The following is a 16,884-nucleotide window of genomic DNA, read 5'->3' as shown; positions in this document are numbered from 1 at the left end:
TTCCCCTTCCGCCTTGGGATCACCGCTGCCGTTGCCCATGTTCCATGTGTTTTCTCCCTCCCTTCTTGTGCTGCTGGGCGCTTACGCGCTGTCGGCCCTGCTGACGCGCAGCATGATCCGTGTGGCGGTGCTCGATACGCCGGGCCACCGCAGCTCGCACACGCGCCCGACCCCCAAGGGCGGCGGCGTGGGCGTCATGGGAGCGTTCGGGCTGCTGTACTTTCCCCTGCATATGCTCTGCGGTCTGGACACCTTCGCGCCTGAAGGGATCGCGATATGGGGTGCGGCGATGCTGCTGGGCACGGTGTCATGGCTGGACGACGTGTATCAGTGGCCGCCCCTCATCAAATTGGCAGCGCAGGTTGTGGCCGCCGTGCTCGTCACCCTTGCGACCCTGCCGATGGGCGACGCGGGGTTCATGCTGGCGGTCACCATGCTCTGCGCCGTGACGTGGACAGTGTTCGTCACCAACGCCGTGAATTTCATGGACGGCCTCAACGGGCTGGTCGGCGGCGTGCTGTGTCTGTCCCTCCTGTGCCTCGCCCTCCCTTTTTGGCCAGCGGATGGCGTGGAATTGCGCGGCAACAGCGCCCTTCTGGCGTTCGGGTTGCTGGCGTTCCTGCCACTTAATTTCCCCCACGCCCGCATTTTCCTTGGCGATGTGGGGAGCCAGCCCTGCGGCCTGCTGATCGCCACAGCCGCACTCATGCTGGCGCAAGGCGGTCCGGTTGCGCAGGAACTGCCGAATCTGCACGCAGCGGCGCTCGTGCCCTGCCTGATCGCCGGTCTGCTCTATGACGTGGCCGTCACACTGATGCGGCGCTCATTCGCTGGCGAAAAACTGCTGCAGGCGCATCGCGGGCATCTCTATCAGGTCGCCTTCCGTGCGGGCCTCCCGATGCCCATGGTGACGCTCCTCCATTGGGGCTTCGTCGCATGGGGAGTGGGTGCCTACGCATTGCTGGGAAGGCTTCCCACTCTGCTGCCACTCATTCTGGTCGTGTTGTTGCCGCAGTTTGTCTGGACGGCATTTGTCGTGCGCCGGGTGCGGCACCATCCCGTCGGTCGCTGGTAAGCACTCTTTTATTTGATACCCGCACAAACAAAAAACGGGCCGGAAGCCTTAGGCTCCGACCCGTTGTTCCGTTTTTCAGAACTGTTCGAACCGATTACTTGATCTGTTCGAACGTCAGGCCACCCGCTCCAGCCGAAAGACGCGCGCCTTTGGCCGAGCTTTCGATCTTCAGGCGCACGCCATTCTTGTTCTCATACACGCCGCCACCGAGACCGCTGCCCAGCGTGGCTTCGCCCGCAGCCTGAGCAAATGTGCCCGCCATGTCGGCGGCGCGATGCAGGTTGTAAACCTCACCCTTGCTCACGACCTCGGAAAACCCGACAGCCGCGATCTGGCCGCCCGTTACCTTGTAGCGATAGGTGTGACCTGCAAAACGCAGAGTGGCTTCACCCCACGTATAGCCCACGCCCACATCCGCCGACTTGGTGCGAATGGTGACGGTGCCGCTGGGCCTTCCCATTGTATCGGCCGCCATGGCAGCCGGAACTGCGGCAAAGGATGCGAACGACAGCGCAGCAACAGCGGCAATCGGAGCAAAACGCATGTGGAAACTCCCGTTTTAATCAATACGGACCGGACACCTTGTCGTGTCATGTCACGTCTCTAACGTCGCATGACCCTGTCGGTTCATCCCACGACATTGCGGCAACATGACGTCCTTCACTACGTTCATCCGCGCATGGATGACCTGCCGCTCTATCCCGGCACAAAAAAGCCGCGCCCAAGGGAACGCGGCTTTTTCAAAATACGCCCTGAAGAAAAATCAGGCGGCGCGACGGGCTGCCCGGGTCTCGGAAGACGCTTTCTTCGCACCGCTCTCACCCATGATGGAACGGATCTCACGCAGATAGGCCGCACCCTTCAGCGTGCGCTGCACCAGCACCGAGCGACGGTCCAGCGGGTCCACCTTGCGGCGCGCCAGATCCAGTTCACCGAGACGATCGAGCGCGCGGGTGATGGCGGGCTTGGACACGTTCAATTCCGAGGCCAGACCACGCACGGTGTGCCCCTCTTCCTGCAAATAGCAGGTCAGGAACACCGCAAGCTGACGCGCGGAAAGATCCGGCCCATCGCGCCGCACGAGAGACACCATCGTCTCACGCAGCGTATTGACCAACTGGTCTGCTACATCGGTGTTCTTCACTGCCGAGGCCTTGGCGGCCTTGAGCGTTCTGGTCTGTGCCATCGTTGCGATTCCCCGCTTGCCCTAAAGCAGGGCACGCAATGTGCCCTGCCGCCGGATTACGCCGGCTCTTCGAATTTCGCTTGCCGGGACATATAACCTGTCCTTGGCCGATTTAAACCCGAAACAATCCAATAGTTGCGGTGAGGAATCGTTATTCTCACGAATTTAATAAACTGTTCACGCCCACGAGGCGCCCCAAAGAGGCGAGAACGGCCCGTAAGCCAAGGATTTCCCCGCCTTCCGGCCGTCCGGACCGTGTCGCATCGTTCCAAGCGTAGCTGTCGATATGCACCCAACGCACGTCAGGCTCAACAAAACGATCAAGAAACAATGCCGCCGTTACTGCCCCTGCAAACGGTTTAGATGACACATTATTCATGTCGGCCACTGAACTCTTCAGCCATTCCCGGTATCCATCCCACAACGGCAGACGCCACAAGGGGTCGGAGACTTGCATTCCGGCCGCAAGAAGAGTTTCCGCCACCCCGTCGTCACGACTGAAGATCACCGGAATATCCGGCCCCAGCGCCACGCGGGCCGCGCCCGTAAGGGTGGCGACATCCAGCAGGAGCGCAGGCTTTGCCTCGCTGGCTTCAGTCAGAAGGTCGGCCAGCACCAGACGGCCTTCTGCGTCCGTGTTGCCGATTTCCACGGTCAACCCGTTGCGGGCCGTCACCACGTCCAGCGGTCGCATGGCGCATCCCGAAACTGCATTTTCCACACAGCCAAGTCGCACTTCCAGCCGCACGGGCAGATCCTGAGCCATGATCTGCCGCGCCAACGCCAGCGCGGTCGCGGCCCCGCCCATGTCCTTCTTCATCCGCAACATGCCCGAAGCGGGTTTGATGTCGTAGCCACCGGAATCGAAGCACACGCCCTTACCCACAAGCGACAGCAGCGGTGCATTGGTGGGTGCTTTCGAACCCGCCCATGACGCCACCACCACGCGCGGTCCACGATCCGATCCCCGTCCGACGGTGGCCACCAGAGGGTATTCCGCCTCCAGCGTCTTGCCCTTGACGACCCGTATCTTCGCGCCGAACGGATCGAGCGCCTTCACCGCCGCCTGCGCCAGTTCGGACGGCCCGAGCAGATTGGCGGGCATATTGATGAGATCGCGCCCCAGCCAGATGGACTGCGCCAGTTCCAGCGTGGCCGCATCCGCCTTGGGTTCATGCAGACGCGCCAGTTCCGCCGGCGCCTTGCCAAGAGTGTAGCGGTAAGCCCCCAAGGCAAACCCGAGCACCGCGTCGGTCCGTTTCACATCCTTGGGCAGTTCCAGCCGCCACAGCCCCGCCGGCAGTGCACGGGGCAGTCCACCGAAGACGAACGGATCGACCCGCTTCGCTTCGGGCAGCCCGAGCAGCCCGACCACAGCACCCGACGCATCGGGCACCAGCGCCAGTTCACCCGGCTTTGCCGTGAACCCGGTGCGCCGTGCGAACGCCGCACCGGCTTTGCCGATCAGCGCCACGAGGGTCGCGTCATCCGTCGCACGCACGCCGTACACCACCCCAACCGTTCCCTTCACGCGCCCCGTCGTGACGATGCAGTCCAGTCCCTTGCGTGCCATGTGCGTCTCTCCTGCGCGTGAGCATGTCGTATAAAAACAAGGCTGCGTCCGAACCCGTACGGATGCAATGCCCTGACAACGCCAACAGGGCCTTGCATTTGGCATGGAACCGTCCGACCATCATTGTCATGACAGGGTTCCCTGCCCGCCCGCCTCCGGCTCGCCTGCCCGCGGACGCCGATGTGTCCTTCGTCATGCCCCGGCACGACGCGGACCATCATCTTCACGCCATTCTCGGCCCCACCAACACCGGCAAGACGCATTTCGCGCTCGAACGGATGCTGGCCCATCCCTCCGGCATCATCGGCTTTCCCCTGCGTCTGCTTGCGCGTGAAAACTACGAGCGCATGGTCGCCCTCAAGGGGGCGTCGCGCGTGGCGCTCATCACCGGCGAGGAAAAGATCGTCCCGCCCGACGCGCAATGGTTTTCCTGCACGGTCGAGGCTATGCCCGTGGATCGCTCCGTCGCGTTTCTCGCCGTGGACGAAATCCAGCTCTGCGCGGACCCGGAGCGTGGACATATCTTCACCACGCGCCTGCTGCACGCCCGGGGGCGCGAAGAGACCCTGTTCCTTGGCGCGGAGACCATAGCGCCCCTGCTGCGCCGCCTCCTGCCGGGCATCACCATTGACACACGCCCGCGTCTGTCCGCCCTCACCTGCACAGGGACGATGCGGCTGGACAAACTTCCCGCGCGTTCGGCCATTGTCGCATTCTCTGCCGCCGAGCTTTACGCCATCGCCGAACTGATCCGCACCCGGCGTGGCGGCTGTGCGGTGGTCATGGGGCAAATGTCGCCCCGCACGCGCAACGCACAGGTGGCGCTCTATCAAAACCGCGAGGTGGATTATCTCGTGGCGACGGACGCCATCGGCATGGGCCTGAACATGGACATCGCCCATGTCGCCTTCGCGGGCCTGTCCAAGTTCGACGGTCGGCGTCGCCGCCCTCTCACCGCAGCAGAGATCGGGCAGATTGCCGGACGCGCCGGACGCGGGGCGCGTGACGGCACCTTCGGCACCACAGGACGATGTCCTCCCATCGAGGAGCCCATCATCGAAGCGGTCGAGACCCATCAGTTCGATCCGCTCGAACGCCTGATCTGGCGCAATGACGAACTCGATTTCTCGTCCCCCCACGCCCTCCTTGCCAGTCTTTCCCGTCCGCCGCCCCTGCGCGGGCTTCAAGCGAGCGAACCCACCAGCGACGCCCTCATTCTTGGGGCTTTGGTGCTCGATCCCGACACGCTCGCTGCGGCTTCCACCCGTTCCCGCACAAAGCTGCTGTGGGAGACGTGCCAGATCCCCGATTTCCGCAAGCTCGGGGAGCGCAGCCACGCCCAGCTCTGCGCGCGCGTGTTCCATCTCCTCGTCGAGCAACGCCGCCTGCCGCCAGCATGGCTCAAGGAACAGCTCGACCGTCTCGACCGCGTGGATGGCGATGTGGACACGCTGATGCAGCGTCTCGCCGGCATCCGCATCTGGTCCTACATCGCCAACCGGGATCAGTGGATCGCCAACGCGCCGATGTGGCAGGACCGCACACGCGCCGTGGAGGACAAGGTTTCGGATGCGCTGCACGAGCGTCTGACCGCACGCTTCGTGGACCGCCGTTCGGCTCACCTGATTCGCCTGCTGGAAAACGAAGCGCACGCGCCCCTGCTCTCCGCGGTAAAGACGGATGGCGAGGTGATCGTGGAAGGCCACCCCGTTGGCCGCATGGAAGGCTTTCTGCTCCATCTCGATCCGAGTCTGCCTTCTTCCGATCGCACCACACTCGCCCGGGCGGCGCGACGTGCCCTGCGCACCGAGATCCCGCGCCGCGTACAAGCCTGTCACGATGCTCCCGATACGGCGTTCAGACTGAATGAGGGCACCGGAGACATCAGTTGGGACGATGTGGTGATCGGTCGGTTGCGCGCCGGACAGGAGGTGCTGCGCCCCACCGTTGCGCCCTGCGGTGACGATCTTCTGAGCCCACGTCAGCGTGACACGATCCGCACCCGGCTTGAGCGCTTCATGGCCCATCTCATCGCGCGTGAACTGGCTCCTCTTTTCCGCATACAGGCAGCGGCGATGAACATCCCCGAAGCGCGGGGCGCCCTGCACGAAATGATGGAGGGCGGCGGACAGGCGAGCGCCCGTTTCCCCGTGACGGGCCGACACCCGCTCTGCCGACTGGGCGTGCGCACCTGTCTTGGGCAGCTTTACCTTCCAGCCCTGCTCAAACCTCGCCCCCTGCGTCTGCGCGCCCTGCTGCTGGCCGTGCAGACTGGCGAAAACGTCCCGGAACTCCCTCCAACCGCCGCCGTATCCGTGATCGCGCGGGATTTCCTTTCTCCGTTGCTGGAACGTCTTGGCTGGCCGGTATGCGGTGGTGTGCGCCTGCGGATCGACATGGCGGACCGACTGACCCATGATCTTGCCCAACGCGCCCAACGTCATGATGTGGCGCTACGTGCCGATTTCGCGCCATGGCTTGGCGTCCGCACCGCTGATGTGCCGCCCATTCTCAAGGCTCTGGGGTTGCATCTCTCGACACCCCGACCATTATCCAAAGACATGGCGGGGCCGCTGCCGGTGTGGATGCTGGCCCGCGCTCGTCCTCGCCGTTCCCGGCACCGCCCCCATCCGGTGGTGCCAGCGCGCCTGAAAGACAGTCCGTTCTCCGCTCTCGCCCCGCTTCTGGCGCGCCAATCCGCCTGACAACGCGCGACACGGACCGGCATTTGAGGATTGCGACTCTCCTGTCCTCAACATGGCCTTGCGTCTGCCTGCAAACCGCCCCATACGTGCCCCCACATCAAGCGTGAGGAAGAGTCCAAGGAGACAGCCTGCGCCCACCCGGCTCTGGCATCATGTCGAGCCCACAGTATCGGAGATGACGATGGCCTACGTGGTCACTGAAAACTGCATTCGCTGCAAGTTCATGGATTGCGTGGAAGTCTGCCCGGTGGACTGCTTCTACGCTGGCGAGAATTTCCTCGTCATCAGCCCTGACGAGTGCATCGACTGCGGTGTGTGTGAGCCGGAATGCCCGGCAGAAGCGATCTTCCCGGACAGTGATGACCGTTCCACGGCCTGGGCCGAGGTCAATGCCAAATATGCGGCATCGTGGCCCAACATTACCCGCAAGGGAACGCCCCCGGCGGACGCCGAGGAATGGAAAGACAAGCCGGGCAAAGCGGCAATGCTGTCTCCCGAGCCTCAGAAAGACTGATTTTCCGGCGTCCGGTTCCTGTGATCGGACACTTTCCGTAGGCTCTCTGCATAGAGGCCGACAGAACCACAAAGGACGGAATGACCGCTGGCAACAGTCGGTCTTCCGTCTTTTTTGTTACTGAGTCATGGAGCCGATTGCCCGACTTGGCTGGCCATTTCTGACGGCTGCCCGCTCCAAACGAGACACCCATCCTTAACGGCGCACATCTCACAAACGAAAAAGCCCCTTACCGTTTCCGGCAAGGGGCTTTCCGCAATCATCGCACCGACTGAAGCCACCAGAGCAGCTTCAGCCCACGCAGGATGTCAGCGAGACATCATGTGTTCGGCGGTGTTCGTCATGATGAAGATCGTGCCGACAAAGAAGATCGCCACGAACATCAGTGTGAAGAGGAACACGTTGTTGTTCCACTTGTTCTCGGATGACGTGTTCATGTGCAGGAAGAAGATCAGGTGAACAACCACCTGAACTGCAGCCAGCACCGAGATGGCCGTCAGCGTGCCGGAAGGCGACATGCTGTGGCCCATCACGATCATGAACGACGCGACAGTCAGAACAACGGCAAGAATGAACCCGATAACGTACGAGCTCACACTGCCATGGCTTGAGCCCTCATGGGCGGAATGGTCAGTACTCATCAGATCATGCTCGCCAGATAGACATAGGTGAACACGCAGATCCACACGATGTCGAGGAAGTGCCAGAACAGGCTCAACATGGTGAGCTTGTTCATCATGCGCTCGGAAATCGCGGAAACGCCCGAGAGCTGCACGATCAGCGTGATGATCCACACCAGACCACACGAAACGTGCAGACCATGGGTCGAAACCAGCGTGAAGAATGCCGAGAGGAACGCGCTCCGGTCCGGACCGGCTCCCTCTGCAATCATACCGGCGAATTCACGGACTTCGAGGAACACGAACCCAAGGCCAAGCAGGAACGTGAGGCCCAGCCACATCTGGACCGATTTGATCTGACCTTTATGGGCCGCGATCATACCGAAACCATAGGTGATGCTCGAGATCAAGAGGAGCGCCGTTTCCAGCGCCAGCCCCGAAATCTCGAACAGTTCCTTGCCCGTGGGTCCTCCATTGAACTGGTCATGGAGGACTGCGAAGACGGCGAACAGCGATCCGAAGATGATGCAGTCCGTCATCAGGTAGACCCAGAACCCGAACACCGTCGGAAGTTCGTGGTGTTCGTGCTCCGCGTGCGCGTCGTTAAGAGTTGTGTCTTGCGCCATTACTCAGCCGCCTGTGCCATGAGTTTGCGGGTGTGCTCGTTCTCGATACGGGCAACCTCTTCGGCGGGGATGTAGTAATCCACATCCTGGTTCGCACTGCGTGCGATCACCGTTGCGAAGATGCCCACAAGCGCGATGACCGCAAGCCACCAGATATACCAGACAGCTGCAAAACCGAGCACAAGGCTGAGCACGCCAACGGCAATACCGCCAACCGTGTTCTTCGGCATGTGGATCGGCTGATAAGGCCCACCCGCATGACGTGTGTCGATGCCGTTCTCCTTGTCGTGCCAGTACGCATCGAGCTCATGCACATGCGGCACGATCGCGAAGTTGTACGGCGGCGGCGGGGAGGACGTTGACCACTCGAGCGAACGACCGTTCCACGGATCACCCGTGAGATCACGGTTTTCGACCAGATTACGGTCACGAACCGAGACATAGAGCTGCGTCAACTGGCAAACGATACCGAACAGGATCAGCACCGCACCGACTTCGGCAACCAGAAGCCACGGATACCATTCCGGATTGTCGTAGTGGTTCAGACGACGGGTCATGCCCTCGAAGCCGAGAACATAGAGCGGCATGAAGGCCACGTAGAAGCCGACAAACCAGAACCAGAACGCCCGCTTGCCCCATGTTTCGTTCAGCTTGAAGCCGAACACCTTGGGGAACCAGAAGTTCATGCCACAGATATAGCCGAAATACACACCGCCGATGATGACGTTGTGGAAGTGAGCAATCAGGAAGAGACTGTTGTGAAGAACGAAGTCGGCGGCCGGAATGGCCATCATCACACCGGTCATACCACCGATCGTGAAGGTGATCATGAAGCCGACGGCCCAGTACATGGTGGCGTGAAACTGCACGCGGCCCTTGTACATCGTGAACAGCCAGTTGAAGAGCTTAACGCCCGTCGGGATGGAGATGATCATCGTCATGATGCCGAAGAAGGCATTGACGTCAGCACCCGCACCCATGGTGAAGAAGTGATGCACCCAGACGACGAACGACAGCACCATGATGGCGCAGGTCGCATAGACCATCGTCGCGTAACCGAACAGCGGCTTGCCCGAGAAAGCGGGAACCACTTCCGAGAACACACCGAAGGCCGGAATGATGAGAATGTAGACTTCCGGATGACCCCACGCCCAGATCAGGTTGAGGTACAGCATCTGGTTGCCGCCACCATCATTGGTGAAGAAGTGCATGCCGAAATAGCGGTCGAGACCCAGCAGGGCGACAGCCACCGTCAGGACCGGGAACGAGACCATGATCAGCACGGACGAGCACAGGGCCGTCCAGGTGAACACAGGCATCTTCATCCAGGTCATGCCGGGCGCACGCATCTTCACGATGGTGACGAAGAAGTTCACACCCGTAAGCAGCGTGCCGACACCTGAAATCTGGATGGCCCAGATATAGTAATCGACGCCGACGCCGGGGCTGAACTGCATCTCGGACAGAGGCGGATACGCCAGCCAGCCGCACTGCGAGAACTCACCGATGAACAGGGAAATGTTCACCAGAATGAACGCAACGGCCGTCATCCAGAAGCTCAGGTTGTTCAGGAACGGGAAGGCCACGTCACGCGCACCGATCTGAAGCGGCACGATGAAGTTGAACAGTCCGGTCATGAACGCCATGGCCAGGAAGAAGATCATGATCGTTCCGTGAGCGGAGAAGATCTGATCGTAGTGATGGGGCGGCAAATAGCCGGGATTCCCCGCGTATGCCAGCGCAAGCTGGGAACGCATCATGATGGCGTCCGCGAAACCGCGGAACAGGGCCACGAGCGCCAGCACGATGTACATCACCGCCAGCCGCTTGTGGTCAACGCTGGTAAACCACTCTTTCCAGAGATAGCCCCATTTTCCGTAATACGTGATCAGGCCGAGAACGGCGATGCCCACGATCGCGACACCCATGAACGTGCCGACTAGGATCGGCACATCCAGCGGGATATCCGCGAATGATAATCTCCCTAGCATTTGGATCCTACTCCTTCATGTTCATGTCGGACATCGCGGACTGGATGTGGATCATCTTGCCCGTGCTCTTGTCCATGACCATGCCGTTATTGTACTTCGCCACGATCTCGTCGAAGAGGTTCGGCTCGACGTGAGAGAAGTAACGAACCGGCTCAGCTTCGCTCGGCGCGGCCAGCTTGGCGTAAGTCGGGTTGTCGAGCTGGTCGGACGAAGCCCGCACCTTCTCGACCCATGCAGCATACTGATCCTGCGGCATGGCCAGCGTGCGGAACTTCATGTCAGAGAAGCCGCGACCGCTGTAGTTCGCAGATTCACCCAGATAGTCGCCCGCTTCGGTCGCCATCAGATGGAGCTGCGTCTGCATGCCCGCCATTGCGTAGATCATGGAACCGAGCTGCGGAATGAAGAAAGAATTCATCACCGCATCGGACGTGATCACGAAATGGACCGGCGTGTTCACCGGAATAGCAAGCTGGTTGACCGTGGCGATACCCTCGGTCGGATAGATGAACAGCCACTTCCAGTCGAGCGCCACAACCTCGACATCCAGCGGTTTGGTGTTCGCCTCTGCATCAAGCGGACGATACGGGTCCAGCGAGTGGCAGGTCTGGTAGGTGATGATCGCCAGGAAAATGACGATCAGCGTGGGAACACCCCAGATCATCGCCTCGACTTTGTTGGAATGACTCCACTTCGGCAGATACTCGGCCGACGTATTGGAGGCCCGATACTTCCAAGCGAAGACGCATACCATGATGATTGTCGGGACAACCACAATGAGCATGGCGATCACCGACTCGACGATCAGGAATTTGAGCTGGTCTCCCACCGGCCCCTTAGGGTTCAGGATGTCCCAGTCACATCCTGCCAGTGGAAGCACCGAAGCAAGACCAGCCAATCTGGCTGTTCCCTTCAGGTACTTGTTTCTCATCGTACGTCCCTCGATTCTGACATACTCGTTCAAGCCTCGACATTAGGCCCGCGCTTCACAGCTCAATGACAGCCACCAACCGCTGACGGTCTGCGGGCCACGCTGCATTACGACAAATCAATAATCCCACAAGCCTGTTACCACAATGCACGAAACACCTTCGGTATGGGCGATCTTCCCTATCAGACCGTCAAAAACCGCCCCCACCACACCTCACGTAATGTTTCAGTTGATTTCAATACTCACAGGTCTTTCCAATTTCGGCGCGTGGATGCGGCTTTTCGAAAATCCTCACCTCACGCTTCCGACACCGCACTACCCCTCAGTTCCTCATGCCCATATTTTTCGACACAGCCATGCGTCCGGTGCCATCTTACGTTCATTGCCCCTTTACGAAGCATCCGACTCCCTCAAACAAAAAACCCGCCTCTCGTGAGAGAGACGGGTTTTCCGACATCCGAATGGCGCTTCCGCCCTTCGGTACAAGACCAAAGCCTTACTGATTGTTGTTACGTGTACCCATGAACTGGAGCATGAACTGAAAGAGGTTGATGAAGTTCAGGTACAGGCCCAGCGCATCGTAAACCGCACGCTTGGCAGCGCCTTCCGGCCCTTCATACATCGCGAACTGCGGATAGGTGGCCTTGATACGCTGGGTATCGAAAGCGGTGAGCCCGATGAACAGGAACACACCCACTACGCTGTAGATGAAATACACCGCCGGACTGGCAAGGAACATGTTCACCAACCCCGCGATGACCAAACCGAACAGGCCCATCATCAGAAAGGACTGGAACCGCATCAGATTCGCGCCGGTTGTGTAGCCCCAGAGAGAGGTGGCACCGAATGTGATGGCCGTTACCAGAAACACCCGCGCAACGGACACACCCGTATAAAGCAGGAGGATACTCGACAGGCTGGCCCCCATCACGCCGCAAAACGCCCAGAAGAGGCCCTGCACCGCAGGCCGGGAAAGGCGATTCACACCAAAGGACATCACCATGACAAAGCCAAGTGGCGCGATCATCGCCAGCCAACCGAGGCCGGTCGGTGCCACGTTATAGCCCTGCACATGGAAGAAAGCGTTCCGCACCGACGTGTTCACGATGAGGTACGCTACGAGCGCCGTCAGCAGCAGCCCCGACGCCATCCAGTTGTAGACCCGGAGCATGTAGGCACGCATGCCTGCATCAATGGCCGACGACTGGGCTCCGGTGGCAAACGGCGACGACTGAAAGTCGCGACTGAATGACATGTATTGCTCCCTGCTAGATCACCAGAGGTCTCAACTGCGGTCTGGTAGGTACCATATGGAAACGTACCACGACGGCTTCAACCATCCGTATCATTTTAGACTCCAATACACGGCCCACGGCCCAACCGCCAGTTAAAGAGGAGTCATTCATCCGACACCCTCACAGCCGGTCCCTAAGTGCTCACATACAATCACCTTTTCGTGACATCCGTTTCCAAAACCCTGACCACGACCTTTTCCCTGCCCGACGACTGACCCACGCCATCATTCCCCGCCGCTTCGTCTGAATCCGCGATACACCTTGGATGAAACGGGTCGGTTCATCTTTGCGACACCCCTTCGGAACGCCGGAACAGCATAATTCGCAGGTTTCCGCCCCTCATTTGATGCATGGGCGCTTCCACATGACACGATTGACATCATTGGGTCATGCGGGCTGTCTGGCTCACAACGGTAATTCCGCATTGATTTGCCGACTGAAGCCGCAATCAGTGACTTGTCGAGGACAGACGATATGATCCGCCCCGCATCCGCCAAGAGGTTCTCCCTCCTTGGCCTCCTCGCGGCAGGAACCTTCCTTGCCGCAGCCATGGGCCAGCCTTCCGGTCCGGCCCGCGCCGACGACCCTCAGGGCGCGACCGGTGAAGCCATCATCCATGCCGACGATCATCCCGAGAACTGGCTGACCTACGGTCGCACCTATTCCGAGCAGCGCTACAGCCCGCTCGACCAGATCAACCGCGACAACGTGGGCAACCTCAAGCTCGCCTGGACCTATGAGTTCGACAGCAACCGCGGTCAGGAAGGCACGCCCCTGATCGTGGACGGCGTGATGTACGCCACGACCAACTGGTCCAAGGTCAAGGCTTTGAAAGCCGACACCGGCGAACTTCTGTGGGCCTATGACCCAAAAGTACCAGGCAACATCGCCGACAAGGGCTGCTGTGACAGCGTCAACCGTGGCGCAGCCTACTGGAACGGCAAGATCTATGTCGGCACCTTCGACGGCCGTCTGATCGCGCTTGACGCGAAGACCGGCAAGCTCGTGTGGCAGGTCAACACGATCCCCAAGGAAGCCCAGCTGGGCAAGCAGCGTTCCTATACGGTCGATATCGCTCCGCGTATCGCCAAGGGCCGTGTGCTGATCGGCAATGGCGGCGCGGAATTCGGCGCACGTGGCTTCATCTCCGCGTTCGATGCCGAGACCGGCAAGCTGGACTGGCGTTTCTTCACGGTCCCGAACCCGAAGAACGAGCCGGACCATGCGGCCTCCGACAGCATCCTGATGAGCAAGGCCTACAAGACGTGGGGACCGAAGGGCTACTGGACGCAGCAGGGCGGCGGCGGCACCGTCTGGGATTCGCTCGTCTATGATCCTGTGACCGATCTGGTCTACATCGCGGTCGGCAACGGCTCACCGTGGAACTACAAATACCGCTCCGAAGGCCGGGGCAACGATCTGTTCCTTGGCAGCATCGTGGCCGTGAAGCCGGACACCGGCGAGTATGTCTGGCACTTCCAGGCCACGCCGATGGACCAGTGGGACTACACCTCGGTCCAGCAGATCATGACGCTTGATCTGCCGATCAATGGCGAGAAGCGCCACGTCATCATTCACGCTCCGAAGAACGGCTTCTTCTATGTGATCGATGCGAAGACCGGCCAGTTCATTCAGGGCAAGAACTACGTCTATGAGAACTGGGCCTATGGCCTCGATCCCAAGACCGGCCGCCCGATCTTCAACCCCGAAGCGCTTTACACGCTCAACGGCAAGTGGTGGTACGGCATTCCCGGCCCGCTGGGCGCCCATAACTTCATGTCGCTGGCCTACAGCCCCAAGACGGGTCTGGTCTACATCCCGGCGCATCAGATTCCGTTCGGCTACAAGAACCAGGTCGGTGGCTTCAAGGCCCACCCGGACTCCTGGAACGTCGGCCTGGACATGACCAAGAACGGTCTGCCCGACACGCCGGAAGCCCGCACGGCCTACATCAAGGATCTGCACGGGTGGGTGCTGGCCTGGGATCCGGTGAAGCTGGAAACCGTCTGGAAGATCGACCACAAGGGTCCGTGGAACGGTGGTCTGCTTGCAACGGGCGGTGATCTTCTGTTCCAGGGTCTCGCCAACGGTGAGTTCCACGCCTACGACGCCACGAACGGCAAGGATCTGTTTAGCTTCAACGCACAGAGCGGCATCATCGCGCCTCCGGTCACCTACAGCGTGAACGGCAAGCAGTATGTTGCGGTCGAAGTGGGCTGGGGCGGCATCTACCCGATCTCGATGGGTGGCGTGGGCCGTACCTCCGGCTGGACGGTCAACCACTCCTACCTCGCGGTGTTCTCGCTCGATGGAACGGCCAAGCTGCCGCCGATGAACAACATGGGCTTCCTGCCCGTGAAGCCGCCGGCAGACTACGACACCAAGCAGGTCGATAACGGCTACTTCCAGTATCAGACCTATTGCCAGACCTGTCATGGCGACAACGCGGAAGGCGCCGGTGTGCTGCCCGATCTGCGCTGGTCCGGCTCCATCCGTCACAAGGACGCGTTCTATAATGTGGTCGGCCGCGGTGCTCTGACGGCCTATGGCATGGACCGTTTCGACACCTCCATGACGCCAGATGAGATCGAGTCAATCCGCCAGTATCTCCTCAAGCGCGCCAACGAGACCTATCAGCGCGAAGTCGATGCCCGGAAAAATGACGCGAACATTCCCGTCAATCCGACGCTCGGCATCACGCAGTGATCGGCCGTTCCAGCAATGACCTCATCCGAACAAAAGCGACGCGGTGGTGAAACCATGATCAAGGGACTCAAGGCTGCACTTGGTGCAGCCACCCTCGGGCTTCTGGCGGGAACGGCTCTCGGTGCCTCTCCTGCTGCGGCTCAAAGCACAGACAGTGACCTTGTCACACGGGGTGCGTATATCGCGCGCCTCGGTGACTGCGTGGCCTGTCATACCGGCCTGCACGGCCAGACGTTCGCCGGTGGTCTTGAAATCAAGACCCCGGTCGGCACGATCTATTCGACCAACATCACGCCGTCCAAGCAAAACGGCATCGGCAATTACACGCTGCAGGATTTCGACAACGCGGTGCGCCGTGGTATCCGCAAGGACGGATCCTATCTGTATCCGGCAATGCCGTATCCGTCCTTTGCTCGCATGACGGACGACGACATCAAGGCGCTGTACGCTTACTTCATGCAGGGCGTGCCAGCCATCGAGCAGCCCGACAAGCCGGTGGATATCTCCTGGCCGCTCTCCATGCGCTGGCCGCTTGGCCTGTGGGCCAAGATGTTCGCGCCAGCCGCCAAGGCATTCACACCCGCTCCGGGGTCTGATCCGGTCGTTGCGCGTGGTGAATACCTCGTCACGGGTCCGGGTCACTGCGGTGCGTGCCATACGCCGCGCGGCTTCTCCATGCAGGAAAAGGCCTATGACGGCGCTGGTGGCGCAGAATTTCTCGCCGGTGGTGGCGTGATCGACAACTGGATCGCACCGAGCCTGCGTGACGATCCGGTGGTGGGTCTGGGACGCTGGACAGAAGATGACCTTGTGCAGTTCCTGCGCTCTGGCCGTATCGACCACTCCGCCGTCTTCGGCGGCATGGCCGATGTGGTGGCATGGAGCACGCAGTACTGGACCGAGGACGATCTTCGCGCCACGGCCCGTTACCTCAAGAGTCTCCCACCCGTACCGAAGGCCAAGGGTGACTACACCTACGACGCCTCCACGGCTGAAGCTCTGGATTCCGGCAAGACCGCTGGCATGACTGGCGCAGACATCTACATTGAACAGTGCGCCATCTGTCACCGTAATGACGGTGGTGGTGTCGCCCGTATGTTCCCGCCGCTGGCAGGGAACCCAGTTGTCGCAACGGATGACCCGACGTCGCTGGCTCATGTCGTCGTCGCCGGTGGCGTGCTGCCGCCGACCAACTGGGCGCCCTCCGCCATCGCCATGCCGGCCTATCACAAGCTGCTCAACGATCAGCAGGTGGCCGATGTCGTGAACTTCATCCGCACGTCGTGGGGCAACAAGGCACCAGCCAACGTGACCGCTGCTGGCATCACCAAGCTGCGCACGTCGAATCAGCCGCTTGGCACGCAGCGTGGATGGACGGCCTCCTCCACCAATTACTCCTCTTGGGGCCTGTTCCCGCCGCAGCCTTACGGTAACGGCTGGAGCTTCGCACCCCAGACCCATACGGGTGTGGACGAGGCGAAGTAAGCTTTACGAACTCTCGGCTGTCGGTTTCCTCGGCAGCCACAAGGAAAAGCCACGGGACCGTTCCCGTGGCTTTTTTTATGGCCGCTTCACCATGCATTCGCGACTGGCATGAGGCACCGCAAACAGGGACGCCGTCCCTATACCCCCTATCCGCTCTCCCCATGAAAAAAGGCGCTC

Annotated in this window: 13 protein-coding genes; 5 read left to right on the top strand and 8 right to left on the bottom strand. The window is 60.6% G+C overall.

Features of this window, described 5'->3' with window-relative positions; all coding sequences use genetic code 11:
• The first annotated feature begins 37 nt into the window (after positions 1-37).
• The gene (locus GOB87_RS03165) at positions 38-1,075 is read left to right on the top strand and encodes an MraY family glycosyltransferase (RefSeq protein ID WP_166313206.1); all 1,038 of its coding nucleotides are present in this window, start codon (positions 38-40) and stop codon (positions 1,073-1,075) included.
• 94 nt (positions 1,076-1,169) lie between these two features.
• Here the strand turns inward: GOB87_RS03165 and GOB87_RS03160 are convergent, their stop codons facing one another.
• From GOB87_RS03160 to GOB87_RS03150, 3 genes are all read right to left on the bottom strand, one after another.
• Positions 1,170-1,619: a hypothetical protein gene (locus GOB87_RS03160; RefSeq protein WP_166313104.1), complete on the bottom strand. Its 450-nt coding sequence runs from the start codon at positions 1,617-1,619 to the stop codon at positions 1,170-1,172.
• A gap of 219 nt (positions 1,620-1,838) precedes the next feature.
• Positions 1,839-2,261: a MarR family transcriptional regulator gene (locus GOB87_RS03155; protein ID WP_166313103.1), complete on the bottom strand. Its 423-nt coding sequence runs from the start codon at positions 2,259-2,261 to the stop codon at positions 1,839-1,841.
• Between the two features lie 157 nt (positions 2,262-2,418).
• Positions 2,419-3,834, bottom strand: coding sequence for a leucyl aminopeptidase family protein (locus GOB87_RS03150; protein WP_166313102.1), 1,416 nt, complete (start codon positions 3,832-3,834; stop codon positions 2,419-2,421).
• A 128-nt stretch (positions 3,835-3,962) separates the two neighbouring features.
• On the opposite strand from GOB87_RS03150, the gene GOB87_RS03145 reads away from it, so the two are divergent.
• Both GOB87_RS03145 and fdxA read left to right on the top strand, forming a co-directional pair.
• On the top strand, positions 3,963-6,539 hold the full coding sequence (locus GOB87_RS03145) for a helicase-related protein (protein ID WP_166313101.1): 2,577 nt from the start codon (positions 3,963-3,965) through the stop codon (positions 6,537-6,539).
• 181 nt (positions 6,540-6,720) lie between these two features.
• Positions 6,721-7,053, top strand: a complete 333-nt coding sequence (gene fdxA, locus GOB87_RS03140) for a ferredoxin FdxA (RefSeq protein WP_166313100.1) — start codon at positions 6,721-6,723, stop codon at positions 7,051-7,053.
• Between the two features lie 308 nt (positions 7,054-7,361).
• Here the strand turns inward: fdxA and cyoD are convergent, their stop codons facing one another.
• The 5 genes from cyoD to GOB87_RS03115 all read right to left on the bottom strand — a co-directional run bounded on the left by cyoD (position 7,362) and on the right by GOB87_RS03115 (position 12,476).
• Positions 7,362-7,694, bottom strand: a complete 333-nt coding sequence (gene cyoD / locus GOB87_RS03135) for a cytochrome o ubiquinol oxidase subunit IV (protein WP_166313099.1) — start codon at positions 7,692-7,694, stop codon at positions 7,362-7,364.
• Positions 7,694-8,299 (bottom strand): cytochrome o ubiquinol oxidase subunit III, encoded by a 606-nt coding sequence (gene cyoC, locus GOB87_RS03130; RefSeq protein WP_166313098.1) that lies wholly within the window; start codon positions 8,297-8,299, stop codon positions 7,694-7,696. Before cyoC ends, cyoD begins: the two co-directional genes overlap by 1 nt.
• Positions 8,299-10,290 (bottom strand): cytochrome o ubiquinol oxidase subunit I, encoded by a 1,992-nt coding sequence (cyoB, locus tag GOB87_RS03125; protein ID WP_166313097.1) that lies wholly within the window; start codon positions 10,288-10,290, stop codon positions 8,299-8,301. The genes cyoC and cyoB overlap by 1 nt, the downstream gene beginning before the upstream one ends.
• 7 nt (positions 10,291-10,297) lie before the next feature.
• On the bottom strand, positions 10,298-11,221 hold the full coding sequence (gene cyoA / locus GOB87_RS03120) for a ubiquinol oxidase subunit II (protein WP_166313096.1): 924 nt from the start codon (positions 11,219-11,221) through the stop codon (positions 10,298-10,300).
• Between the two features lie 496 nt (positions 11,222-11,717).
• Positions 11,718-12,476, bottom strand: a complete 759-nt coding sequence (locus GOB87_RS03115) for a Bax inhibitor-1/YccA family protein (protein ID WP_166313095.1) — start codon at positions 12,474-12,476, stop codon at positions 11,718-11,720.
• Between the two features lie 514 nt (positions 12,477-12,990).
• Here GOB87_RS03115 and GOB87_RS03110 point away from each other — a divergent pair.
• Positions 12,991-15,222: a PQQ-dependent dehydrogenase, methanol/ethanol family gene (locus GOB87_RS03110; protein ID WP_166313205.1), complete on the top strand. Its 2,232-nt coding sequence runs from the start codon at positions 12,991-12,993 to the stop codon at positions 15,220-15,222.
• A 54-nt stretch (positions 15,223-15,276) separates the two neighbouring features.
• Positions 15,277-16,707, top strand: coding sequence for a cytochrome c (locus tag GOB87_RS03105; protein WP_242006128.1), 1,431 nt, complete (start codon positions 15,277-15,279; stop codon positions 16,705-16,707).
• Positions 16,708-16,884: the final 177 nt, after the last annotated feature.

Origin of the sequence: Acetobacter estunensis, from assembly GCF_011516945.1 — a bacterium.
Classification (GTDB): domain Bacteria; phylum Pseudomonadota; class Alphaproteobacteria; order Acetobacterales; family Acetobacteraceae; genus Acetobacter; species Acetobacter estunensis.
This window is presented reverse-complemented; position numbering and strand designations above follow the sequence as displayed.

Bases quoted from the DNA above. Each gene is read 5' to 3' on its own strand.
- GOB87_RS03165 (WP_166313206.1), top strand. From the start codon at position 38: ATGTTCCATGTGTTTTCTCCCTCCCTTCTTGTGCTGCTGGGCGCTTAC.
- GOB87_RS03155 (WP_166313103.1), bottom strand. From the start codon at position 2,261: ATGGCACAGACCAGAACGCTCAAGGCCGCCAAGGCCTCGGCAGTGAAG.
- cyoD (WP_166313099.1), bottom strand. From the start codon at position 7,694: ATGAGTACTGACCATTCCGCCCATGAGGGCTCAAGCCATGGCAGTGTG.
- GOB87_RS03160 (WP_166313104.1), bottom strand. From the start codon at position 1,619: ATGCGTTTTGCTCCGATTGCCGCTGTTGCTGCGCTGTCGTTCGCATCC.
- cyoB (WP_166313097.1), bottom strand. From the start codon at position 10,290: ATGCTAGGGAGATTATCATTCGCGGATATCCCGCTGGATGTGCCGATC.
- GOB87_RS03105 (WP_242006128.1), top strand. From the start codon at position 15,277: ATGATCAAGGGACTCAAGGCTGCACTTGGTGCAGCCACCCTCGGGCTT.
- GOB87_RS03110 (WP_166313205.1), top strand. From the start codon at position 12,991: ATGATCCGCCCCGCATCCGCCAAGAGGTTCTCCCTCCTTGGCCTCCTC.
- fdxA (WP_166313100.1), top strand. From the start codon at position 6,721: ATGGCCTACGTGGTCACTGAAAACTGCATTCGCTGCAAGTTCATGGAT.
- cyoC (WP_166313098.1), bottom strand. From the start codon at position 8,299: ATGGCGCAAGACACAACTCTTAACGACGCGCACGCGGAGCACGAACAC.
- GOB87_RS03150 (WP_166313102.1), bottom strand. From the start codon at position 3,834: ATGGCACGCAAGGGACTGGACTGCATCGTCACGACGGGGCGCGTGAAG.
- GOB87_RS03115 (WP_166313095.1), bottom strand. From the start codon at position 12,476: ATGTCATTCAGTCGCGACTTTCAGTCGTCGCCGTTTGCCACCGGAGCC.
- cyoA (WP_166313096.1), bottom strand. From the start codon at position 11,221: ATGAGAAACAAGTACCTGAAGGGAACAGCCAGATTGGCTGGTCTTGCT.
- GOB87_RS03145 (WP_166313101.1), top strand. From the start codon at position 3,963: ATGACAGGGTTCCCTGCCCGCCCGCCTCCGGCTCGCCTGCCCGCGGAC.